A 24157-nucleotide genomic window follows, 5' to 3' on the forward strand; every position below is an offset into this window, starting at 1 on the left:
CGGTGCGCCGGACGCAGGGCACGAGCATTGGAGGTCACAGCGATGAGGTGTCCCGCAGGCACTTCGGAGCAAGCGCGAGTGCATGTCGTGCACCGGCGCATGCAACGGATCGACCGGCAAAAGGCCATCGGCGCTTTGCCGTCCTCAACCCTCGGCAGTCATATTCAGTCGCATCGAGACTCGGGCCGCAGAGGCGCGACATGGATGATGGCGGGTCTGATGTTGTTCGGCTCCCTCGGTCTCGTCGGTTGCGATCGCACCGAGAGCGTGCAGTGGGGCCCACGCGGAACCTCGGCGATTCACATCGACAGACCAAGTCGATTGCAGGCGGAGGCCGACCTCCACGGCATCCCCGCGCCGGAGCCGCGCGATCCGCCGGACCCGGCGATACCGCTCGCGACGGAGGTCAACGAGAACGTTCAGGTGCTCACCGACCTGGACGCGCTCGAGTTCGCACGTCTGATGCAGGCCATGTCGACCTGGATCGCCCCGGAGCAGGGCTGCGAATACTGCCACAACACCGAGAACCTGGCCTCGGACGAAAAATACACGAAGGTGGTCTCGCGTCAGATGCTGCGCATGACCCGGGACATCAATTCAAATTGGAAGTCGCATGTGGCGGGAACGGGAGTCACCTGTTGGACCTGTCATCGCGGCCAGGCGGTCCCGTCCGAGATCTGGTTTACCAACCTCGGGCCGACCACGCCTTCAGCCGGCATCTCCGGCAACAAGGCGGGTCAGAATACGGCAGGCGTGCAGGCGATCGGCAACGCATCGCTCCCGTTCGATCCCTTGACACCCTTTCTGGAAGGCGACACGCAGGTCTCCGTCCAAGGCACGACGGCACTGCCGTCGGACAATCGAAATTCGATCAAGAAGGCCGAGTGGACCTACGCCCTGATGATGTACATGTCCAACTCGTTGGGCGTGAACTGTACCTATTGTCACCAAACCCGAGCGATGGGGGTTTGGGAGCAGAGCACGCCCCAGCGGGTGACTGCATGGCACGGCATTCGGATGGTGCGCGATCTCAATGGAGACTACCTCAATCCACTGAAGACATTGTATCCCCCCGAGCGACTGGGTGCGACCGGCGATGCTCCCAAGGTGGCTTGCGACACCTGCCATAAGGGAGCGTTCAAACCGCTTCTCGGCGTCAGCATGCTCGGAGACTATCCCGAGTTGGCCGGATATCGGACGCAACGACCGGGAGTCGTGCCGGAGGACGATTTAGCGCCGGCGTTTGCGGAACAGGGTGTGGAAAGTTCGCTGGTTGCGGCACTGGAGGACACGCAGCCGGAGGCGCAGGAGGGTGTGGCGGAGGTTGCGACGGAATCCGTCTCCACGGCGGTATCACCGATTGCCGATGTCGAAATTTTTTTGCGGCGGCGAGCACCTCGAAGTCTTGGCTCCGAGGCGGTATCGCCGATTGCCGATGTCGAAACGGTCGCGGACGCGGACGCGGAATCAGGTCACGAGGTTGATACCCTATCAGCGCCGATACCGGAAGTCGCGGCCCTACAGGCCGACGAGCCGGAGGTGATCGATACGCCAACGTCCGCAGGGGACGCCGGACTTGCCGAAGCGGAACGCTCCGCGTTGCTCCAAGAACTGGAGACCGTTCGCGCGCAGCGCGACGCCGCTACGACCGATGCCGAGGCGCGGATTGCCGCGTTGCAGCAACAGCTCGCGGTGGTGCGCGCCCAACGTGATGCCGTTTCAGCCGAGGCCGAGGGGCAGATCGCCAAGCTGTCCGATGAACGGTCCGCGGCTCTGCGGGCCGCCGGGGCGAGGCTCGACCAAGAGCGCACCGCGTTGCAGCAACAGCTCGCGGTGGTGCGCGCCCAGCGTGATGCCGTTTCAGCCGAGGCCGAGGGGCAGATCGCCAAGCTATCCGATGAACGGGCCGCGGCGCTGCGGGCCGCCGGGGCGAGGCTCGACCAAGAGCGGACCGCGCTGCAGCAACAGCTCGCGGTGGTGCGCGACCAGCGCGATGCCGTTTCAGCCGAGGCCGAGGGGCAGATCGCCAAGCTGTCCGATGAACGTGTTGCGGCGCTGCGGGCCGCCGGGGCGAGGCTCGATCAGGAGCGCACCGCCTTGCAACAACAGCTCGCGGTGGTTCGCGGTCAGCGCGATGCGGTCGCGGTCGATGCCGAGGCGATGGTCGCAGAGCTGTCCGATGAACGGGCCGCGACTCTGCGGGCCGCCGGGGCGAGGCTCGATCAGGAGCGGACCGCCTTGCAACAACAGCTTGCGGTGGTTCGCGGGCAGCGCGATGCGGTTGCAGCCGATGCCGAGGCGCAGATCGCCGATCTGGCCGAAGATCACGCGAGGATGCTGCAGGCGGCCGGTGCGAGACTCGATCAGGAGCGCATTGCCCTGCGGCAGCAGCTCGGCGTGGTCCGCGGGCAGCGCGACGCCGCCTTGGCGGACACCGAATCCGAGTCGCAGATCGCTGCGTTGACGCAGGAATTGGATGCCTTGCGGGCGACGCTGACCGAGGCGGATGCCGCCGCCGCGGATCTGCGTGCACAGATGCAGGCTGCAGTGGCCGCGCATGTGCGAGAGCTGGCTGAAGCCGAGGGGTCGATCGCGCGGATACGGACGCTGTACGAGGGTGCGGCCGAGGTCGGCGGACGAATCACCCCGGAGGGAATTCTAGTCAATCTCGGTGGGGAGGAGCTTCGGTTCCCGAGCGGCAGCGCCATCCTGCCGGCCGGCGCTCTGCCGATGCTCGACCGAATCGCCGAGATGCTTGCGGCGAGATCCGACCTGAAGGCAAAGATCGCCGGGCACACCGACAGCCAGGGCAATCCCGAGATCAATCAGACCTTGTCTCGGCAGCGTGCGGAATCGGTCATGCAGGCCCTGATCGATCGCGGGGTCGACCCGGGCCGACTCAGTACCGAGGGCTATGGTGCCGAGCGACCGATCGCCGACAACGCGACCGATCGGGGGCGTCGCGAGAATCGTCGCGTCGAGATCGTGATGATCGAGCAGACCGAAGGTGGATCGGTCAGCAACCCCACCGAAAGCTGAGCGGATCTGTCGGCGGGCGCGGACGTTATACCGAGCACCGCCGCGGTGAAACCGCGCCCAGCGCGGTATGCGATGTTTTTGGATGGGATCGGCCCCGGCAGACGTGACGACCGTTGGAGCCGGCGCGGTTTTAAGCAGGCTTGGTGATCCGCCAACATTGGTGGATCCGTGGGTTGCGGGCAAAGTCGCGAGGGATGGTCTCGCGGCTGATGTCCTGGATCTCGAGATCCGCCAGATCGTCGGCGTACAACCGAAACCGGCGCAAGTTGTTCGAGAATATCAGCAGACCACCCGGCTCGAGCAGCCGGGTGGTCGCTCGAATCAGGCCGACATGGTCGCGCTGAATGTCGAGTGTGTCCGTCATCCGCTTGGAGGTCGAGAAGCTGGGCGGGTCCAGAAAGATCAGATCGAATCGGCGCCTGCCGGCGGCCTCGTCCAGCCATTGCAGACAGTCCGCCTGCACCAGCTCCTGGCGCTGCATCGGGACATCGTTCAGCGCGAGATTGTCGCGCGCCCAGTCCAGATAGGTCCGAGACATGTCTACCGTCGTGGTGCGCGTCGCGCCGCCTTTCGCGGCATAGACGGTTGCCGTTCCCGTGTAGGCAAAGAGGTTCAGAAAGCTCCGGCCCTCGGCCAGCTCGCCGATCATGCGGCGAATGTCGCGATGGTCCAGGAAGAGCCCGGTGTCCAGATAGTCCTCGAAATTGACCAGGAATCTGAACCCCCCCTCCTTGACCGCGTGAAAGCGGCGCGTTTCGGCGAGCCGCTCGTACTGGGCGGTGCCCTTCTGAGGCCGGCGGATCTTGAAGAACATCCGCGACTCGGGGACCTCGAGCACCTCCGGGATCACGCTCAAGGCCTCGCGCAACCTGTGTCGGGCGCGTTTGGGGTCGACGCTCGTCGGCGCGGCATACTCCTGCACATGCACCCAGCGTTGCGGCGCGTCGCCTTCGGGCTCGCCTTCGTAGATATCGACGGCGACCGCGTACTCGGGCAGATCCGCGTCGTAGGCCCGAAAGCAGTCGATCTGCTCCTTGCGGCGCCATTTCCCGAGCGCCTTGAGATTCTTCGTCAGCCGGTTGGCGAGCATGGTCGCGCCGTCGCTACGCTCGGTCGGCGCGAGCGTGCGCGGCCGATTGGCCACGAAATCGCTCGACTCGATGCGAAAATGCAGCAGCTGACACTCGATCGGGCCGTTGTAGAGATGGTGGATCCGGTGTGCGCGCAGGCCCATGTGCTTGCCGAGGTCCGGGCTGCCGGTAAAAAGCGCGGCGCGCCAGCCCTCGAAGCGTTCCTTGAGCACCGAGCCGAGGCGTGCATGCAGAGCCGGCAGCTCGGCCTCGGAGCCGAGCCGCTCGCCGTAGGGCGGGTTGACCACCACGAGACCGCGGTCGTCGTCGCGACCCGGCCGGCAGTCGGCCAGCTCGCGGCGCTCGAAGTGCGCAAGCCCTGCCAGTCCGGCCCGCGCCAGGTCTTCGATCGCGATGCGGATGGCGCGCGGATCCTGATCGTAGCCGCGCAGCGAGCCGAGACGTTGCAGGCCGGCGCTGCGCCGGATCTCGGCCTCGTCGAGCAGTCGCTGCCAGGCGGCCGCGTCGTGCTGCAACCAACCCATAAACCCGAAGCGCTCGCGCAATAGCCCCGGCGCGATGTCGGCCGCGATCAATGCGCCTTCGATGACGAGTGTCCCGGAGCCGCACATGGGATCGAGCAAGGCGCCGCCCTCGGCCGCGATGTCCGGCCAACCCGCGCGCAGCAGGATGGCCGCCGCGAGATTCTCCTTCAGCGGCGCCGAGGTCCCCTCGCTGCGGTAGCCGCGCCGGTGCAGGGACGTTCCGGACAGATCGATGCTGACCGATGCCTGATCCTGATGGACATAGACATGGATCCGAAGGTCCGGTGACTCGGGATCGACGCTCGGTCGATAACCCAGAAGACGGGTGAACCGATCGGCGATCGCATCCTTCACGCGCAAGGCGGCGAACTGCCCGTGGCTGACGCCGTTCACGACACCGTCGAGCTGGATGGCGAAGGTGCTTTCGGGCGAGAGATGCTCCTCCCAATGGATCCTCTCCGCCCCGGCGTAGAGTTCGTCCGGTCCGGTGGCCGGAAACTGTGCGAGCGGCAGCAGGATGCGATTGGCGACGCGCGACCAGAGACATGCCCGATAGGCGTCCTGAATCTCGCCGACGAACCGTGCCCCCCCGCGTGCCTCGACCGCCCCTTGCAGGCCGAGTCTGGCCAGCTCCTCCGCGAGTAGACTCCCCATGTGCTTGGGCGCGGAGGCGAAGAAGGTGTGCTGGGGCATCTTGGGCGGTGGGTCGTCAGGGGATCGGGCCACGCAGTATATACCGGTCGCCCGGCAGTCCCGCTTCGGTTCTCCCGAGCATCCGTGAGCCTGAATCCGGCATTCAGAACCGCAAAGGCGCAAAGGGTGCAAAGTAAAACAAGAATTTGCAATCGGAATGACGTTTATCCCTCGGGTGAATAGTGTCATTCAAGCGCGGCATTGAACGCCTTTGCGACCTTTGCGCCTTTGCGTTTCAACTCTTTTTACGGTGAGAGGTCTTTAGCCCCCGGCTCGGCGGGGGCGACGCACACCCGCGACGGGTGTCGCCCGCGTCGGATCCTCCGGCCAGGCGTGTTTGGGATAGCGTCCGCGCAGCTCCTTGCGGACCTCGGCGTAACCCCGCGCCCAGAAGCCGGCGAGGTCTTGGGTCACCTGGATCGGGCGACGTGCGGGCGAGAGCAGGTGCAGCAGCAGCGGGACGCGTCCGCGAGCGATGCGCGGGGTCTCGGCGAGGCCGAAGAGCTCCTGCAGTTGGACCGCGAGGACCGGGGTCTCGCCGGAACAATAGTCGATCGCGCGCTCGCGTCCTGCCGGCGTCTCGATCCGGGTCGGTGCCTCGGCATCGAGGCGTTGTCGCTGACCCCAGTCCAGTTGCGCGGCGAGGATCGGCATGAGGTCGAGCTTTTGGGTCTGGGCGAGTCGCGACATCCCGCTCAGATAGGGTGCCAGCCAAGCGTGGAGATCCGCACGCAGCCTCTCGGGCGAAAGATCCGGCCAGCCGCCGTCGGGCTCGAGTCGACGCATCAGGTCGACTCGAGCGCTGAATTGAAGCGCGGCATCGCTCCACGTCAGGGCTTGATCGAATCGCGCGGCGATCTGCTCGAGCAGGAGGCCGGCGACATCGTCCGTCGCCTCCAAGGGTACAGGCTGCGCACGCAGGGTGATCGACTCCAGACGCTCGACGGCTCGGGCGGCCACAGCCTCGCGCTGGGCGTCCCAGGACAGGCGACGGCTCACCTCGATCCGATCTGCGAAACGCTCGCGGATCTCGGGCTCGGCGATGGGCAGTGCGGACTGGATCCGGCCGTCCGCGCCTGCGGCGTCGAGGCTGGCGATGACCAGAAAGGGATGGATCGCCAAGGCGTCGTCCTGCGGCAAGAGCGCGCCCGATCCGCCGGCCAGACGATAGCGTCCGTCGGTGCCCTCGCGCCGCTGTGCGATGCGCTCGGGGTAGGCGAGGGCCAACAGCTGCGCGGCCGAGCGGGCGGATCCGGGGCTGGCGGATCCGGTTCGGGCGTTGCGCGTCAGCCGCTGTAGCTGTTGCGAGACCCGATCGACAGCGGCGAGCCGACGCGCGTCCGCGCCGGGCACCGGGCGCCGCTCCCGCCAGGCATGCAGGGCTTGCAGACGCAGCCCCAGATCGACGGGCCGGCGTTGTCCGGGCGTGTCGAGCAGCGGGTCGCGCTCGGTGATCAGCGCGCACAGATCGGCGGCCTCGCCACGACTCGACTCGGCGGCGCCCAGCAGCATGACGGCCAGTCGCGGATGGACCGGCAGCTCCGCCATCCGTCGGCCGAGCGGGGTGATGACGCCGCGTGCATCCAGGGCGCCGAGGCGTGTCAGGAGTGCGGCGGCGGACTCCCATGCCGGGCAGGTCGGCGGATCGACCCAGCGCAGCTCGGCGGGATCCGCCACGCCCCAGAGGCGCAGCTCCAGGACGAGCGCGGCCAGATCGGCCTGGAGGATCTCGGGCGTGCGGCGCTCGGGTCGCCCTTGCTCCTGCGCGCGGGTCCAGAGCCGATAACAGACACCCGGACCCAGCCGTCCGGCGCGCCCGGTGCGCTGCTCGGCGGAGGCGCGCGCGATGGGCTCGGTCACCAGACGCGTCAGCCCGGAGCCCGGGTCGAAGCGCGGCTTGCGGGTCAGGCCGCTGTCGATCACCACCTGGATCCCCGGGATGGTCAGGCTGGTCTCGGCGATATCGGTGGCGACCAGCACGCGGCGGTCCGATCCCCTGTTCGGGATCAGCGCCTTCTCCTGCTCCTCGCTCGGCAGGCTGCCGTGCAGCGGCAGGATCCGGGTTCGCCCGTCCACCCGCTCGCGTAGCCGGGCAACACAGCGATTGATCTCGCCCGTGCCGGGGAGGAATGCCAGAATGTCGCCCGAATGCCCGGCCAGTGCGGCGCTCACGGCGGAGACCACCGATGCGACGGCATCCGGACCGGGTGCGCGATCGGCATAATGGACCTCGACGGGGAAGCTGCGTCCCTCGCCGCGGATGACGGCGGCACCGCCCAGGACCTCGGCCAGCGGCTCGGCCTCGAGGGTCGCGGACATCAGCAGCAGGCGCAGATCCGGGCGAAGACCCGCGACGAGATCCAACGCGAGTGCGAGACCCAGGTCCGATTGCAGGCTGCGCTCGTGAAACTCGTCGAACACCAGGAGTCCGACCCCTTCGAGCGTCGGATCGGACTGGATGCGTCGGGTCAGGATGCCCTCGGTGATGACCTCGATGCGGCTGCGCGGGCCGATTCGGCGCTCGAAGCGGATCTGATAGCCGACCCGCTCGCCGAGCGGCTCGTCCAGGAGCGCGGCCATGCGCGCGGCGATCATGCGTGCCGCCGGCCGGCGGGGTTGAAGCATGAGGATGCGGCCGGCGCCGAGCCAGTCGTCGTCGAGCAACGCGAGCGGGACGCGCGTGGATTTACCCGAGCCGGTCGGTGCTTGGAGGACCGCGTGGCCGATCCGCAGCGCCGCACGCAGATCCTCCAGAACAGGCTCGATGGGCAGCGTCGGCATCGGTGGGTTCGGGTCCCGAGTCGGGTTCGGAGTCATTGGCCTCGTCGGGTGGATCCAGTAGGGTCGAGAAGGCAGGGCCGAGAAGGCCCGACCTTTGCTTTTTATGCGTTCAACTGGTCCGTTTAGAAAAAACTGCGGACGTGTCGCTGTCGATCTGCGGCGCACGGCGCCGAGCGGGCGTCGGCGTCGCCGAGCCGCACACGCAGCCGAGTGACATTTTCGACCTTATCGGACCCTGAGCGAAACAACACCGGAGAGGATCGACGTGCCGATCACATGCCTGCTTGAATCGGCCTTCAAATGGCTCTTCCTCGGCAGTCTCGTGCTGCTCGCGGTGAGCTATTGGCAGAAGGACGACCTTCCCGCGCCCGAGACCTTCGATCGCGGCAGGCTCCAGGCCCCGATTCAGACGCCGACGGATCGCGAGCCCTTCACCGTGCGGGTGCGCGATCAGGAGTACAGGATCGAGCCGAAAGCGGAGTACGTGCTCGACGGGGTCGTGGTCAGCTACAGCAATGCCGACGCGATCAAGAACATCTGGCATCACAAGAGCTGGAAGGATTTCCTCAACCTGCGGGATCTCTGCGTCGTTTGGGGCGAGAATGTGGCGTCGGGTGTCTATCGCGACATGCGCTTTCGCAACGATAGCTGGACCTGTTGGGCCTCCTGGTCGGATCCCGCCGTCACCGCCAGGTTCAAGTCGAACGCGCTCTCCAACAATCATCTGCTCACGGATGACCGTTCCGTCAAGGCGGCCCTGATGTCCGCCGAGCCGGGGGATCAGATCCGATTCAAGGGCGTCCTGGCCGAGTATGTGAATGCCGGAAACGGCTATGCACGCGGGACCAGTCTGACACGCGAGGATACCGGCAACGGCGCCTGCGAGACCATCTATCTCGATGAGTTCGAGGTGCTCCACAAGGCCAATCTGAGTGTCCGCCGGCTCTTCGGGTTTGCGACCTGGATGGCCGTCATCACGGGCATCGGTTTCTTGATCATGCTGCCGATCGCACCCGTGCGGGTGCGGCGACGGATCTAAAGCCGAAACCCGGTCTCGCGCCCGCAGGCGTGGCTGATCGGTGCGGTCGGGTGGACAAGCGCCGTAGGGTGGACAAGCGTAGCGCAGTCCACCAACGCCGGCGCGAAACTCGGTGGACTTCGCTCTCGCTCGTCCACCCTACGCTTCGGTGCCGTTCGGGTTACTCGGCGGCGGCAGTCTCTTCGGCCGCTTCGGGTGCCGGCGGCGCCTTGGGGCGCGGGCGCGTGATCAGCTGCTCGTCGAGCAGGATCTTTTCCTTGTCTTCGCCGTGGAGCCATTGCTTTCCCTTGGCCTGCACGGCATAGCGACCGGATTTCTTCTGATAGATCCGATACTCGGCGGTCTTCTTGACTTCGTTCATCATGGTTCTCTTCTGTTGTCTGGCGGGTGTTTCGGGCAGGGCCATCACGCAAAGGCGCTGTGGGCCGTTCCTGTCGGACGTGCTAAACCGCGCCCCCGTGCGGAATGTGTCATGTCTCGAAGCTGGCGCGGTATAAACCATTAAAAAATTAAATCTTAAACCGCGTCTCACCGAGATCGAGGCGATCTCCGAAGGCATACACAAAATGAAAATGACGCATGTCGCTCTGGACGCGGTTTAATCGTCCTGCTCGATGTCGCGCGGGTTGCCGAACCGCTCCGGGGGGTCGCGCTGGATCTCGACGCGGAATTGGGCGATCAAGGCGGCCATGGCGGCAAGCGCCGCGAGCACGGGCGCGAGGAAGGTCAGGAGCGCGGCGACGCCCACGCCCGCCGTCAAGGGGATCTCCACCAACGCCTCTCCACTCGGGCGGCGGATGATGAGCCGGCGGACGTTGCCCTCCTGGATCAGCTCCTTCACCTTCTCGACCAGTGCGCTGCCCATCACGGTAATCTCCTCGGTCGTGCCGCGTCCGCTTCGGTTGCCGGTCTTGTCGTTTCGCATGGTCGAGATCCTGCGGGCCTGTTTGGCCCGGCATCCTAGCGGGTTCGGACCGGTTCGTCACTTCTTGAATCGTTGCTCAAGGTGTGGGTCCGGGTGCGGGCGGCTGCCGGCGATACCAGTCGGCGAGCTCGCTCCCCGTCATGGGTTTGCCCAGATAGAACCCCTGGGCCTGGTCGCAGCCGAGGTCGCGTACGCAGGTCAGCTCCGCTTCGGTCTCGATGCCGATGGCGGTGACCTTGATCTGCATGGCGCGGCCGAGACGCACGATGGTTTCCATCATGGCGGGGGCGTGCGGTCTGTCGTCCAGGCGGTGCAGCAGGGTCCGGTTGATCTCCAGACTGTCCAGCGACAGGTCCTCGATCTCGCCGAGGCAGGAGGGCCCGAGTCCGAAGTCGTCCAGCACGACATGCACCCCCAGCGCATGCAGCTTCGCCAAGAGTTGGCGCGATGCGGACCTGTCCCGCAACAGCGTGGCCTCGCCCACGGCAAGCGACATCAGGGACGGATCCACCCCGCCGCTCAAAAGGGCGTCGGTGAGCTGGCGGAGAAAGGATCGATGGCGGAACTGACGTGCCGAGACGTTCACCGTCACGGCGATCGGCGGTAATCCCGCGTCCAGCCAGGCGCGGTGTTGGCGACAGGCCTCGCGCAGAACCCAGGCACCGACGTCGTGGATGAGTCCGATCGATTCGGCGATCGGCAGGAAGACCGAGGGTGCGATCTCGCCGCCGCCGGGTTGCGGCCATCGCAACAAGGCCTCGACCCCGACGACGGCGCCGCTGCCCAGATCGAGAACCGGCTGGTAGAGGAGTCGAAACCCGTTGCCGGACACGGCATCCCGCAGCCCGTCTTGCAGGACCGTGACCGCTCGCGACTGGCGGTCGAGTGCTGCGGAGAAGAATTGAAACTGCCCCGGACTGACCTGCTTGGCATGGTACATGGCCAGATCCGCGCCCTTGATCAGGGCGTCGATCGTCGCGCCGTCGTCCGGGTAGAGACTGATCCCGATGCTGGGCGGACAGGTCACCTCCCGATCCGCGATCGGGTAGGGGCGCGAGAGCGCGTCGATGGCCGTTCGGGCGGCGGTCGCCGCGTCGTCGTCGTCGAGGATGTTGTCCAAGACGATCAGGAACTCGTCTCCGCCGAGTCGGGTGATCAAGTCCCCGGCGCGGAAGCACGCGCGCAGCCGTTGGGCGGTTTGCCGCAGCACCTCGTCGCCGACGCTATGTCCGAATTCATCGTTGACCGCCTTGAACGCATCCAGGTCCACGAACAAGACCGCGAGGCGTCGGCCCGAACGCCCGGCGCCGGCAAGCATCTGCGTGGCCATCGGGTCGAGCAAGCTGCGCGTCGGCAGCTCGGTCAGCGGATCGAGCTGGGCCCGTCGGATCGCCTTGTCCTCGGATTCCTTGCGTCGGGTGATGTCCTGGTGAACGATCAGGATCCGGTCGAACCGGCCTTCGGTATCCGGGATCGGCTCCAGACGGCAGGCAAACCAGCGGTAGTCGTCCTTCTTGCTCCGTCGGCGGTAGTGGACCTCCCGCGGCGTGACCCCGCCGGCGGCGAAGCGGGCGAAATCGGCGCGGACACGCTCGCGGTCGTCCGGATGCAATCGGGCCAGCCAAGCGTCCAGGCTCCGCGGCGACGCGGAAACCTCGGCCTTTCCCGGCGGCGCTTGCTCGGCCGGCGGGGTGACGATGGCACCGGTGCGCGGATTCCACTCCAGAAAGCCGACCTCGGCGATCCCCGCGACCCAACTCAAACGGGCCCGTGTGTCGCGCAGGCTCTGCTCGCCCTCCTTGGTCGCCGTGATGTCGCTCAGGGTGGCCCGCCAGTGGCCTTGATGGCCCGTCCGATGCGGCTCGAGACAGACGTCGAGCCGGACCCAGCAGGGTGGACCCTGCGCCCGTTGGAGCCGCAGCTCGCAGGTTTGCGGCTCGCGTGTGGTCGTGAGCCGATGGCGGCACCGGTAGAGGATGTCTTGATCCTTCGGGAGGATGAATCGGGTCAGGGGACGGCCGGCCAGATTGACGCGCGGGGTCTCGAGCAGCGTGGCGGCCGCGAGGTTGGCCTCTTGGATCGTGCCCGTGTCGGTCAGGGTGATGTAGCCGATCGGCGCCAGGTCGTAGAGATCGAAGTAGCGTGACCGGCTGATCTCCAACGCCTCTTGGGTGCGCAGCAGCTCGTCGTTCTGCAGCTCGAGCTCGATCTGATGGACGCGAAGCTCCTGGATCAGGCGTTCGGCCTCGACGGGCGCGAGTGCGCCGGGCGCTTGGCCGTCCGACGCGGACAGGCGCTCCTCGGCGCGTCGACGCAAGCGCGCAAAGGTCTCCGGCGGCGTGGAGGCGGATTTGTTCGACGGCATGTCGGTCTCGCCGCTGTCTTCGGGATCATGCGGGTCGGTCATCGGCCGGGCCTCGGGTCTACGGCGGAGGATTCAGTCGGCTCGGCGTCCGCGGGGGGGGGGGGGGGCTGTCGTGACGTCCTCCAAGGCGAGCAGGATCATGCCGGGCCGATCTGCGCCTGAGTCGATTCTCCGGGCGTTGAGCCGCAGCGAGCGCGGCCCGATCTCCGGAAAATCCTGCTCCAAGGCAAAGTCCTCGAAGCTGCCGCCGCGGGTCTGGATTGTCCGCAGCAGATCGCGCAGTGCCGGGATGTCCCAGCGCCCGTGGCTCAGCGCGAACAGGTGCCGGTGTCGTGTGTCCGCCTCCTCCAGACGGAAGTGGCGGTAGAAGGCGCGGTTGGCCGAGAAGACCCGCAGGTCCCCATCCAGAACGAGCATGGGCTCGCGGACCGCATCGACGATTGCCTCCGCGAACACACCGGCCGCACGGACCTCGTCTTCGCTGCGTTTGCGATCGGAGATATCGACGAATGTGATCACCGCGCCCTCGATGACGTTCTCCAGGGTGCGATAGGGTCCCATCCGCATCAGGAACCAGCCTCCTTGCCGGGTTTGAACCTCATGCTCGCGGAGCATCAAGTCGCTCAGAACGGCCCGCAGATCTTCCGTGAGATCCGTGTAGTCGACCAGGTTGGAGACGATGTCGCCGACCGGTCGGCCGACGTCGCTCTGGATGAGCTTGATCAGCCGGGTCGCCGTCGGGGTGAAGCGGGTGATCCGCAGCTGATGGTCGACGAACAGGGTCGCCACCCCCGTTCCGGCGAGCAGGTTGTTCATGTCGTTGTTGGCGCGCGAGAGATCGGCGACCTTGGTCTGGAGCTCGGCGTTCACGGTGGCGAGCTCCTCGTTGACCGATTGCAGCTCCTCTTTGGAAGTCTCGAGCTCCTCGTTGGTCGATTGGATCTCCTCGTTGACCGACTGCATCTCCTCGTTGGTGGATTTCAGCTCTTCGTTGGAGGTCTCCATCTCTTCGAGGGTGGATTGCAGGTATTCCTCCTTCGCGCGCAGCTCGATCTCCAACTCGGCGATGCGCGGGTTCTCGTCGTCCGCATTGCCGGTGCCGCGGGCGGTCGGCGCGGTCGTCGTCGGCGCCGCGGCCGGCTTGGCCGCTTCGATGACGACCAGATAGACATCCGAGAGCAGGCTCCCCTCGCCAAGCCCCGTCTCCGGACGGACCGTCAGATCGATGCTCTGGAAGTCGCCGTTGGTCTTGACCCGGACCCCGGGGCGACGGACCGGCTCGCGGTGCGTCACGGCGCGGTGCAGCGCGGTCGTCAGATCGCGTTGCAAGCCATCGCGTGCCATTGCGAGGATGTTCATGGCGGCATCGCCCGCGGCGGGCTCCAGGTACATCCCGGTGCGTCCGTAGATGTGGAGGATATCGCCGCGGCCGTTGACGAGGATGCCCGCCGCTGCGCAGTGGCGCAGCAGGGCCTGTTCAGTGAGTGCGCGCAGATCGAGCTTGCCCTGCTGCGGGTCAGGCGACGTCGGCGGCTCGTTCGGCGCGCGGCGCGTCTGAAGCCGGGCGGGAAGCCAGTCGCCGGGCATGCCCGTGCGCAACAAGGTGCCGCGCGGTCGCTCTTGACGCGTGTAGATCTTCCATTTGCGGTTGAGCGGGGTGAACAGGGTCGGAAGCTCGCCGGTGGTCTCCGAGGTGCCCAGAAAGAGCACGCCGTCCGGATTCAGAGCGGTGTGAAAGAGCGTGATGAGGCGCGCTTGCAGACCGGCGTTGAGATAGATCAACAGGTTGCGACAACTGATGAGATCCATCTTGGAGAAGGGTGGATCCTGCACCAGGTTCTGCTCGGAGAACACCAACAGATCACGGACCGTCTTTCGAATGCGGTAGCCCCCCTGCTCGTCCTCCGAGAAGAATCGCGCCAGCCGTGCGGCCGGGACATCGGCCGCGATGCTGGCCGGATAGAGCCCGGTACGGGCCCGCTCGATGGCGCGCGGATCGATGTCGGTCGCGAAGATCTGCACCTTGAAATTCTGTTTGAGGATGTCCATGCGCTCGCACAGCAGGATGGCGATGGAGTAGGCCTCCTCGCCGGTGGAGCAACCGCAGACCCAGATTCGGATCGCCGCATCCGGTGTCTTGCGGGCAAATAGATCCGGAATGGCCTCGTGCTCGAGGGCGGCGAAGGCTTCGGGGTCGCGGAAAAAGCCGGTGACGCCGATCAGCAGATCCCCGAACAAGGCGTCGAGCTCCGTGGGATCCCGCCGCAGGTAGCCGACATAATCCTCGTGTCGATCGATCCGATGCAGCGCCATGCGCCGCTCGATCCGGCGCAGCAGGGTCGTCTCCTTGTACTCCGAGAAGTCATGGTGGATTCGGTCGCGCAGCAGGACGCAGATCTTCGCCAGACTGTTCGTCCCCGGCTCCGCCGACGGGGCAACCGGCCCGGCGGGCTTTGCGTATGCGCGCGCCGCATAGGCTATGAGGTGCGCCGGCATCTCGGCCGGAGGCAGGACGTAATCGGCCTGTCCGCTGGCGATCAGGCTGCGCGGCATGCCGTCGTACGCCGCTGTAGCGGGGGCCTGCGCAATGACCAGGCCGCCTTCGCCCTTGATCGCCCGCGCGCCCAGCGTGCCGTCGCTGCCGGTCCCCGAGAGGACGACGCAGATCGCGCGCTCGTGCTGGTCCTGCGCAAGGGAGCGGAAGAAGAAATCGATCGGCAGGCGCAGCCCGCGCGGCGCCGTGGGCTCGAGCAAGCGCAGGGTGCCGTTGAGCAGTGCCATGTCGTGGCTGGGCGGGATGATGTAGGCGCAGTCCGGCTCGACCTGCATGCCGTCCTGGACCTCTTGGACCCGCATCCGGGTATAGCGCTTGACCAGCTCGGTCAGGATGCTCTTGTGATCCGGCGCGAGATGCTGCACCAGCACGAAGGCCATCCCGGTCTCGACATCGCGCGGAATCGCCGAGAAGAAGGTTTCGAACGCGGCCAAGCCGCCGGCGGAGGCGCCGATGCCGACGATGGGGAAGGCCGGCGGAGCTGCCCCATCGGGCCTTGGCCCTCCGGTAGACATCTCTTCGGTTGCATCGGCGGTATCGGCCGGCATCGGTGTCGCTGGCGCCGGCAGAAGACCCGCGGGCTCGGTTGGGTCGATCGTCGCAGATGTCTCATCCATGGTCTGCGTCGGCACGACGGGCGCAGCCGTGGTGTCCTCGTCGTGGTTCCGCGTCGTCGTTTCGGCCATTGCGTGTCTCCGCCCGCTATGACTGCCCGGCGAATCCCTCTGCCGAAAGCTGGTGCGTCGTTCTATGTCGCCGGGCGGCATGACCCCGTATCCACCGCGATGGATCAAGCCGTTTGCCGGCGTTGCCCGGGGATTCGGCCGCAGCTGCGTGCCGGTCACGGTTTGCGTCAGCCTGTCCGCGGGGGCCGGCGCCGCCGGCCGATCTGTTGCCTCTCTACTACGGAACCGCGTCCGGAGCGAGATGCTCGCTTTCGAGTGAGCTCGATCTTTGATCCATCCTTGGCCTTTCGCGGGGGCGCGGTTTAAGTATAGGGCAAACCGCCGGCGGATCCGCGGTGATTAAAGAGAGGCGCCGCGCCGAAGGCGAGCTGCCGACAATCGACTCGGGTGACGTTTCTCGGGGTCCGTTCAGGGCGGGCTCGCCCACAAGGGCCCTTCCTCCATCGCCGCGATCTGCTCGCGCAGCTGAAGGATGTGATCCTCCCAAAAACGCGGTGCGCCGAACCACGGAAAGGCGGCGGGGAAGGCCGGATCCTCCCAGCGCCGGGCGAGCCAGGCGGCGTAGTGGATGATGCGCAGGGTCCGCAGCGCCTCGATCAGATGAAGCTCGCGGTAGTCGAGCTCGAAGAAGTCCTCGTAGCCGGCCAGAACGTCGGCGAGTTGTCCGCTCATCTCCTCGCGATCGCCCGAGAGCAGCATCCAGAGATCCTGGATGGCCGGGCCCATGCGCGCGTCGTCGAAGTCGACGAAGTGCGGGCCGGCGTCGGTCCAGAGCATGTTGCCGCGATGACAGTCGCCGTGCAGTCGGATCAAGGCCGGCGAGCCGGCGCGATCGTAGCAGGCGCGCACGCCGTCGAGTGCCTGCGCGACGACGCTCGTGTAGGCGGGAAGCAGGTCCTTCGGGATCCAGTCGTGCTCCAACAGAAAGGCCCGCGGCTCCTCGCCGAAGGTGTCGATGTCGAGCGTCGGACGGTGCGCGAAGGGCTCCAGTGCGCCGATGGCATGGATGCGCCCGAGCAGACGGCCGAGCCACTCGAGGACGCTCGGGTCGTCGAGCTCGGGCGTGCGACCGCCGCGCCGAGGCGTGAGCGAGAAGCGGTGGCCGCCATAGTCGTGCAGCGTGCGGCCGTCGATGATCGACGGCGGCACCGCCGGGATCTCGTGCTCGGCCAGCGTTCGGGTAAAGCTGTGCTCCTCCAAGATGGCCGCGTCGCTCCAACGTCCCGGACGGTAGAACTTCGCGATGAGCGGCTGCGCATCCTCGATTCCGATCTGATAGACACGATTCTCGTAACTGTTGAGTGCGAGCATGCGCCCGTCGGTCGGCAGCCCGAGGCTCTCGATCGCGGTCAGTACGAGATCCGGGCTGAGATCGGCGTAAGGGGTGGGATTGGGGGTTACCATGCTTCGATTCTAACCCGTCCGGGCATGCGCAGTCCGGATGCCTCCTCTCGGCAATCGCCTCAGTGAGACGCGGGAGCACCATCATCATGAATCGACATCCGACACGGCTCGGCTTCTGGCCTGCCGCTCTGCTCATCCTGCTGAGCGCATCCTCCGTCCGGGCCGAGACGTTGCGCTTCTTCGCGGCGGGCGATCTGCCGTATTTCGACGCAGAGACCGAGCAGCTTCGCGATCTTTTCGACTCCGCGGAGGCCGAAGGGACGCCCTTCCTGATCCATGTGGGCGATATCAAGTCCGGCAGCGCCCCCTGCACGGACGACAACCTCGAGGCGGTTGCCGATCTGTTCAGGTCCGAGGCCGTGCCCGTCGTTTACACCCCGGGAGACAACGAATGGACCGATTGTCATCGCGAGCGCGCCGGCGCAGCCGATCCGCGGGAGCGGCTGGCGCGGGTGCGCGAGGTCTTCTACGGGGATCCGAGCGTGCTGCGGCTCGATCGACTGGATGTCGTCCGCGGCGAGGGTGCCGACGCGAGCGCGTATCCGGAGAACTACGCCTTCATGCGCGACGGTGTCCTCTTCGTCACGGTCCATGTCGTCGGCAGCAACAACGGTTATGCGCCCGATGACCCGGCCGCGGTCGCCGAATTCGAGGCGCGCGATGCGGCGAACCTGCGTTTTCTGCGCCGGGCCACCGCGCTGGCACGCGAGCGCGACGCGACCGCGATGGTCATCGTCTTTCACGCGAATCCGCAATTGGAGAAGGCCCGGCCGGCGCGCGGATTCGTTCGCTTGCGGCGCGCGCTCGTCGAGCTGATGGGTGCCTATCCCGGACCCGTGCTCGCGATCCACGGCGACACCCATCGCTTCAAGCACGATCGACCCCTGATCGACCCCGCGACGGGCGTGCCCTTCGAGCGCTTCGTGCGTGCCGAGGTCCCGGGCTCGCCCGTGGTCGGCGGGCTCTGGATCAGCGTCGACCCGCAGGCCGAGGAGCCGTTCGGGGTCAGCGAGATGTACCCGATTTCGCGGGATTCGTTGATGCAGTAGCGCGGCGCCCCCGTGATCGGTAAAGCAGGCGATGGACAGGAATGGATCGGGATTTCTGCGATCGTTGAACCTACTCTTGCTCGAGGGTCGGGTTTAGAGTGTTGTCGTCCTCGGTCAAGCCGATACAAGAGGAGGTTTGCGATGAATACCATCAGGATCGAGTTGCCCGATAGCCTGTTGCTGGCCACCGGCCAGTCGCGAGCGGAGTTTGTTCGTGAGGCGACGCTGACGCTTGCGGCAAACCTGTTCGAGCAGGGTCGTATCTCGTCCGGCAAGGGGGCGGAGATCTGTGGGCTTTCACGTGCGGATTTCATGCTTGAGATGGGCAAGCGTGGCATCCCGATTGTTCAGTTGGACGAGGGGGACTTGAGTCGCGAGTTCGAAGATGTCTGATCCGCGACCTGTTGTCGCGGATGCCGGGCCTCTGATCGTTCTCGCAGCGATCGGGCAGATCGGCTTGTTAGGCGAACTTTATGGCCGGGTGCTGGTGCCGGAGGCGGTCTTTACGGAGGTCACGATCGCCGGATTCGATCGGCCCGGGTCGGCCGAGCTGGGGGCAGCGTCTTGGGTCGTGCGAACGCCGGTCGCTCCTCAGCCGGACCTCCTTCTTCGGCGGGGTCTGGGTTTGGGTGAAAGCGAAGCGATCACGCTTGCTTTCCGCAATGATGCTCGGCTCCTGCTTCTCGACGACCGGAGAGCCAGGCAGATTGCGGAGCTGGCTTACGGGTTGAGGGTCAAGGGCGCGGCAGGGATCTTGGTGGAGTCCAAGAAACGCGGATTGATCGCGTCGATCGCGACACCGCTGGAACAGATGCGAATCGCCGGATATTTCTTGGGCCAGCCCGTCATCGACCGAGCTCTTCTTGAAGCCGGCGAGGGGGGGTCTTCGTGACTCAACCGGCGTGGCACGATCGAGGGCCGTGATTCGGCACCATGCTGCGCCGCCGCAATTGAGTTTGATCAGCCCGGCGTTTATCCTTCGCGATTCGTTTTTGTTTCGAGGCCGGAGCCATGGGTGCCAAGACCCTCTACGCTAAACTTTGGGACGAGCATGTCGTCCATCTCGACGAGAACGGCACGGCCCTGCTTTACATCGACCGCCAGCTCGTGCATGAGGTGACCTCGCCGCAGGCCTTCGAAGGCTTGCGTCTGGCGGGTCGGCGTCCGTGGCGGGTTGCGGCGAATCTGGCCGTGCCGGATCACAACGTCCCCACGCGCGATCTCGCGGCCGGCATCACGGATCCGGTCTCCAAGATCCAGGTCGAGACGCTCGACAGCAACTGCGCCGAGTTCGGGATCACCGAGTTTCGGATGTCCGATCCGCGCCAAGGCGTGGTGCACGTGATCGGCCCGGAGCAGGGCTTTACCCTGCCGGGCACGACCGTCGTCTGCGGCGACTCCCACACCTCGACCCACGGCGCCTTCGGTGCGCTCGCGTTCGGGATCGGCACCTCCGAGGTCGAGCATGTGCTCGCGACCCAGTGCCTGATCCAACGCAAGTCCAAGACGCTCCTGATCAGCATCGACGGACAGGTCGGTCCGGGCGTGACCGCCAAGGATATCGTGCTTGCCATCATCGGCGAGATCGGTACGGCCGGCGGGACGGGCTCGGTGATCGAGTTCGCCGGCGACGCCATCCGCGCGCTCTCGATGGAAGGGCGCATGACCGTCTGCAATATGGCCATCGAGGCCGGCGCGCGGGCGGGACTGATCGGGGTCGACGAGAAGACGGTCGAGTACCTGCGCGGCCGTCCCTATGCCCCGACGGGCGAGCTCTTCGAGCAGGGCGCCGCCCATTGGCGCACCCTGGTCAGCGATGCGGATGCCCATTTCGATCGCGTGGTCCGGATGGATGCGGCGAAGATCCAGCCGCAGGTCACCTGGGGGACCTCGCCCGAGATGGTGGTCCCGATCGGCGGCGCCGTTCCTGATCCGCAGGACGAGCAGGACCCGGTGCGGGCCGAGGGGATCCGCCGCGCGCTCGACTACATGGGGCTCGAGCCCGGCACCGCGATTCGGGACATCCGCCCGGACAAGGTCTTCATCGGCTCCTGCACCAATTCGCGAATCGAGGATCTGCGCGCAGCCGCCGAGGTCGTCAAGGGCCGCAAGGTCGCCGACGGGATTCAACTGGCGCTGGTCGTGCCCGGTTCCGGCCTGGTCAAGGCGCAGGCCGAGTCCGAGGGCCTGGACCGCATCTTCACCGAGGCCGGTTTCGAGTGGCGCGAGCCCGGCTGCTCCATGTGTCTGGCCATGAACGCCGATCGGCTCGAGCCGGGCGAGCGCTGTGCCTCCACATCCAACCGCAACTTCGAGGGCCGGCAAGGTCAAGGGGGTCGGACCCATCTGGTCAGCCCCGCGATGGCCGCCGCCGCGGCGGTGACCGGTCACTTCGTCGACGTGAGGGAGCTTTGATGGAACCCTTCCAAAATTTCACCGGCATCGTCGCGCCGCTCGATCGCTCGAACGTGGATACCGACGCCATCATCCCGAAGCAATTCCTGAAGAGCATCGCGCGCACCGGCTTCGGGCCCTACCTCTTCGACGAGCTGCGCTATCTGGATCATGGCGAGCCGGGGATGGACTGCACGCACCGGCCGCTGAATCCGACCTTCGTGCTGAACGACCCGCGATACGCGAACGCGCAGATCCTGCTGGCGCGCGAGAACTTCGGCTGCGGCTCCTCGCGTGAGCATGCGCCCTGGGCGATCGCCGATTTCGGGCTGCGCGTCATCATTGCCCCGAGCTTTGCGGACATCTTCCACAACAACTGCTTCAAGAATGGTCTTCTGCCGATCGTTCTGGCGCCGACGATCGTCGACGACCTCTTCGCCCGCGCGGGCGGTCCGCAGGCGCTGCGGGTCGAGGTCGATCTGTCCGGGCAGGTGCTCGTGCTGGACGACGGCACCCGCATTGCCTTCGAGGTCGAAGCAGGCAACAAGGAACGCCTGCTCAAGGGCCTGGACGACATCGGCGTGACCCTGGAGCAGGCCGAGGCCATCCGTGCCTACGAAGAGCGCCGTCGGCGCGAGGCGCCCTGGCTCTTTGTCGCGCCGCCGCCCGGATTGGGCGTTTGATTCTCTGCCATCTTGGGATGGTTATGTGAGACCTTGGTGCTTGGAGGATGGGTTTCGCTGCGCTCTACCCATCCTACGTCTTTCGGTGGTTTTGAATCGTTAAACCGCGCCGGCTCCGACAGTCGTCGGAGCCGGCGCGGTCAAGCCACACCAACAAACGACGCAGACCGCACCGGGCGCGGTTTAAGAGCGGCACATCACGAGACTTCATCGAGCGAGAAACCATTGAGCAAGAAGCCATTGAGCAAGACGATATTGGTGCTGGCGGGTGACGGGATCGGCACGGAGATCGTGGCCGAGGCCGTCAAGGTTCTGAACGTCCTGCAAGCGGAAGGGGCCATCGATGTCACTCTGACGGACGGCCTGGTCGGCGGCGCGGCCTACGACGCCGCGGGCGATCCGCTGCCCGAGGAGACGCTGGAGGCTGCGCGCGCATCCGATGCCGTCCTGCTCGGCGCGGTCGGCGGACCCAAGTGGGAGCCGCTGCATATCTCCAAGCGGCCCGAGAAGGGGCTGCTCGGCCTGCGCGCGGGTCTCGGTCTCTTCGCGAACCTGCGCCCGGCGATCCTCTATCCGCAGCTGGCCGATGCCTCCACGCTCAAGCCCGAGGTGGTCTCCGGGCTCGACATCATGATCGTGCGCGAGCTCACCGGCGACATCTATTTCGGCCAACCGCGCGGGGTCGAGACCCTGCCGTCGGGCGAGCGTCGCGGCTTCAACACCATGGTCTATACCGAGTCCGAGGTGGAGCGCATCTGTCGCGTCGCCTTCGACATCGCCATGAAGCGCGGCAAGAAGGTCTGCTCGGTGGACAAGGCGAACGTGCTCGAATGCACCGAGATGTGGCGCGAGGTCGCGATCAAGACGGCCGCCGACTATCCGGAGATCCAGCTCTCGCACATGTACGTCGACAATGCCGCCATGCAGCTGGTGCGCGCGCCCAAGCAGTTCGACGTGATGGTCACAGGCAACATCTTCGGCGACATCCTCTCCGACTGCGCGGCCATGCTGACCGGTTCCATCGGCATGCTGCCCTCGGCGTCGCTGAACGAGAAAGGGCAGGGCATGTACGAGCCGATCCACGGCTCCGCGCCGGACATCGCCGGCAAGGGTGTCGCCAATCCGCTCGCGACCATCCTCTCGGTCGCCATGATGCTGCGCTATTCGCTCGACGCCGCACCGGCCGCCGAGCGCATCGAGGCCGCGGTCTCCAAGGTCCTCGATCAGGGCCTACGCACCGCCGACATCATGTCCGGCGGCATGCGCCAGGTCGGCACCGCCGAGATGGGCGACGCGGTGGTGGCAGCGCTTTAGGAGCCGGACGCTTGTAGGTTGTGCTGACGATAGGAAGCGCAACGCACGCCGACGTTCGGTTGTGCCTCGCAGGGCTCCGCACAACTACGTGCCGGGTCGTAGGAAGCACCGGGCGGCAGAAATCCCAACAACAGACAAAACGATCCACGATAGCGGAGTACCTCAATGAAGCGTGTCGGATTCATCGGCTGGCGTGGCATGGTCGGCTCGGTCTTGATGGACCGCATGCGGGCGGAGGGGGATTTCGACCTGATCCCGGAGGCGGTCTTCTTCACCACCTCGCAGGTCGGTCAGCCGGGTCCGGACGTCGGGCACGGCGCACGGCCGCTGCAGGACGCCGAGTCCATCGACGCACTGCGCGAGATGGACCTCATCCTGACCTGTCAAGGCGGTGACTATACCAAGGCGATCTACCCCAAGCTGCGCGCCACGGGCTGGGACGGCTATTGGATCGACGCGGCCTCGGCGCTGCGCATGGATCCCAATGCGACCATCATCCTGGATCCGGTCAATCAGCCCGTGATCGATGGGGCACTGGAGCAGGGCAAGCGCGACTTCATCGGCGGCAACTGCACCGTCAGCCTCATGCTGATGGCGATCGGCGGGCTGTTCCGCGAGGGTCTGGTCGAATGGGTCAGCGCCATGACCTATCAGGCGGCCTCCGGTGCGGGTGCCAAGAACATGCGCGAGCTGCTCTCCCAGATGGGCGCGCTGCACGGTGCGGTGTCGCCGCTCCTGGGTGATCCGGCCTCCGCGATTCTGGAGATCGATCGGCGCGTCACCGAGACCATGCGCAGCCCCGGTTTTCCGGTCGAGAACTTCGGTGCTCCCTTGGCCGGCAGTCTGATCCCCTGGATCGATACCGCCCTGCCGAACGGTCAGAGCCGCGAAGAATGGAAGGGTATGGCCGAGACCAACAAGATCCTCGGTCGCGAGGCGGACCCGGTGCCGATCGACGGCCTGTGCGTGCGCGTCGGTGCCATGCGCTGCCATAGCCAGGGACTGACCATCAAGCTTGCGCGCGACTGCTCGATTTCGCAGATCGAGCAGATCATCGCGGCCTCCAACGACTGGGTGCGGCTCGTCCCGAACGATCGGCAAGAAACGGTGCAGGGCCTGTCTCCGGCCGCCGTGACCGGTACCCTGACGGTCCCGGTGGGTCGACTGCGCAAGATGAATCTCGGCGAGCGCTATCTCGCGGCCTTCACGGTCGGGGATCAGCTGCTCTGGGGTGCAGCCGAACCCCTGCGACGCATGTTGCGTATCCTGCTCGCCCGCTGATCCGGTCGCTTTTCGACGCGCGGAGACCGAGTACCCCGTTCCACCCTATTTTGCTGAGCACGCAAAATAGGGTGGAATGGGGTACTAGACCGCGTCCAGAGTGAGATGCGTCGTTTCCATGTCGTTTCGGGCTTGAGGTTTTTTCGCCCTTTGTCGTGACGTGGTTTGGAATTTTATATTTTTTAATAGGATAAACCGCGCCAGCTCCGACAGTTTTCGGAGCTGGCGCGGCCAAGCCAATCCAACAAACAACGCATGCCGCACCGGGCGCGGTTCATGCCGTTCTTGGTGTGGGCCGACGCGTTCGGATATAGTCCGCTTGCTTCAAGGGAAAT

16 protein-coding genes are annotated in these 24157 nt (G+C 66.1%); 9 read left to right on the forward strand and 7 right to left on the reverse strand.

Annotated elements, in window-relative coordinates; translation table 11 throughout:
- Window positions 1-219 precede the first annotated feature (219 nt).
- A complete protein-coding gene (pufC, locus tag THIMADRAFT_RS26780) occupies window positions 220-3039 on the forward strand; it encodes a photosynthetic reaction center cytochrome PufC (protein ID WP_199484260.1) in 2820 nt (939 codons plus the stop codon).
- 130 nt (window positions 3040-3169) lie between these two features.
- Here the strand turns inward: pufC and rlmKL are convergent, their stop codons facing one another.
- Window positions 3170-5347 (reverse strand): bifunctional 23S rRNA (guanine(2069)-N(7))-methyltransferase RlmK/23S rRNA (guanine(2445)-N(2))-methyltransferase RlmL, encoded by a 2178-nt coding sequence (gene rlmKL / locus THIMADRAFT_RS18040; RefSeq protein WP_007194527.1) that lies wholly within the window; start codon window positions 5345-5347, stop codon window positions 3170-3172.
- Between the two features lie 261 nt (window positions 5348-5608).
- Window positions 5609-8128, reverse strand: coding sequence for an ATP-dependent helicase HrpB (gene hrpB / locus THIMADRAFT_RS18045; protein ID WP_007194528.1), 2520 nt, complete (start codon window positions 8126-8128; stop codon window positions 5609-5611).
- A gap of 265 nt (window positions 8129-8393) precedes the next feature.
- On the opposite strand from hrpB, the gene THIMADRAFT_RS18050 reads away from it, so the two are divergent.
- The gene (locus tag THIMADRAFT_RS18050) at window positions 8394-9167 is read left to right on the forward strand and encodes a hypothetical protein (RefSeq protein WP_007194529.1); all 774 of its coding nucleotides are present in this window, start codon (window positions 8394-8396) and stop codon (window positions 9165-9167) included.
- Between the two features lie 160 nt (window positions 9168-9327).
- Here THIMADRAFT_RS18050 and THIMADRAFT_RS18055 read toward each other — a convergent pair whose 3' ends face one another.
- The 5 genes from THIMADRAFT_RS18055 to THIMADRAFT_RS18075 form a co-directional block, all read right to left on the reverse strand.
- The gene (locus tag THIMADRAFT_RS18055) at window positions 9328-9531 is read right to left on the reverse strand and encodes a hypothetical protein (RefSeq protein ID WP_233490292.1); all 204 of its coding nucleotides are present in this window, start codon (window positions 9529-9531) and stop codon (window positions 9328-9330) included.
- 234 nt (window positions 9532-9765) lie between these two features.
- Window positions 9766-10092 carry a DUF4342 domain-containing protein gene (locus THIMADRAFT_RS18060; protein WP_007194531.1) on the reverse strand — a complete coding sequence of 109 codons (327 nt, stop codon included), beginning with the start codon at window positions 10090-10092 and terminating at the stop codon, window positions 9766-9768.
- Between the two features lie 76 nt (window positions 10093-10168).
- Entirely contained in the window at window positions 10169-12499 is a 2331-nt protein-coding gene (locus tag THIMADRAFT_RS18065; RefSeq protein ID WP_007194532.1) for a putative bifunctional diguanylate cyclase/phosphodiesterase, read from the reverse strand.
- Window positions 12500-12529: 30 nt separating this feature from the next.
- On the reverse strand, window positions 12530-15697 hold the full coding sequence (locus tag THIMADRAFT_RS18070; RefSeq protein WP_007194533.1) for a chemotaxis protein CheB: 3168 nt from the start codon (window positions 15695-15697) through the stop codon (window positions 12530-12532).
- Window positions 15698-16105: 408 nt separating this feature from the next.
- Entirely contained in the window at window positions 16106-17101 is a 996-nt protein-coding gene (locus tag THIMADRAFT_RS18075; protein WP_007194534.1) for a serine/threonine protein kinase, read from the reverse strand.
- An 86-nt stretch (window positions 17102-17187) separates the two neighbouring features.
- Between THIMADRAFT_RS18075 and THIMADRAFT_RS18080 the strand changes: the two genes are divergently transcribed.
- The 7 genes from THIMADRAFT_RS18080 (at window position 17188) to asd (ending at window position 23822) form a co-directional block, all read left to right on the forward strand.
- On the forward strand, window positions 17188-18150 hold the full coding sequence (locus THIMADRAFT_RS18080) for a hypothetical protein (protein ID WP_007194535.1): 963 nt from the start codon (window positions 17188-17190) through the stop codon (window positions 18148-18150).
- Between the two features lie 141 nt (window positions 18151-18291).
- Window positions 18292-18543, forward strand: coding sequence for a UPF0175 family protein (locus THIMADRAFT_RS18085; protein WP_007194536.1), 252 nt, complete (start codon window positions 18292-18294; stop codon window positions 18541-18543).
- Window positions 18536-19042: a DUF3368 domain-containing protein gene (locus tag THIMADRAFT_RS18090; RefSeq protein ID WP_007194537.1), complete on the forward strand. Its 507-nt coding sequence runs from the start codon at window positions 18536-18538 to the stop codon at window positions 19040-19042. Before THIMADRAFT_RS18085 ends, THIMADRAFT_RS18090 begins: the two co-directional genes overlap by 8 nt.
- A gap of 119 nt (window positions 19043-19161) precedes the next feature.
- Window positions 19162-20565 (forward strand): 3-isopropylmalate dehydratase large subunit, encoded by a 1404-nt coding sequence (leuC, locus tag THIMADRAFT_RS18095; protein ID WP_007194538.1) that lies wholly within the window; start codon window positions 19162-19164, stop codon window positions 20563-20565.
- The gene (gene leuD / locus THIMADRAFT_RS18100) at window positions 20565-21227 is read left to right on the forward strand and encodes a 3-isopropylmalate dehydratase small subunit (protein ID WP_007194539.1); all 663 of its coding nucleotides are present in this window, start codon (window positions 20565-20567) and stop codon (window positions 21225-21227) included. Before leuC ends, leuD begins: the two co-directional genes overlap by 1 nt.
- A gap of 240 nt (window positions 21228-21467) precedes the next feature.
- Window positions 21468-22541, forward strand: coding sequence for a 3-isopropylmalate dehydrogenase (gene leuB, locus THIMADRAFT_RS18105; protein ID WP_040732152.1), 1074 nt, complete (start codon window positions 21468-21470; stop codon window positions 22539-22541).
- 165 nt (window positions 22542-22706) lie between these two features.
- Window positions 22707-23822 (forward strand): aspartate-semialdehyde dehydrogenase, encoded by a 1116-nt coding sequence (gene asd, locus THIMADRAFT_RS18110; RefSeq protein ID WP_007194541.1) that lies wholly within the window; start codon window positions 22707-22709, stop codon window positions 23820-23822.
- Window positions 23823-24157 lie beyond the last annotated feature (335 nt).

The sequence above is a fragment of the Thiocapsa marina 5811 genome (genome assembly GCF_000223985.1).
Lineage (GTDB): Bacteria > Pseudomonadota > Gammaproteobacteria > Chromatiales > Chromatiaceae > Thiocapsa > Thiocapsa marina.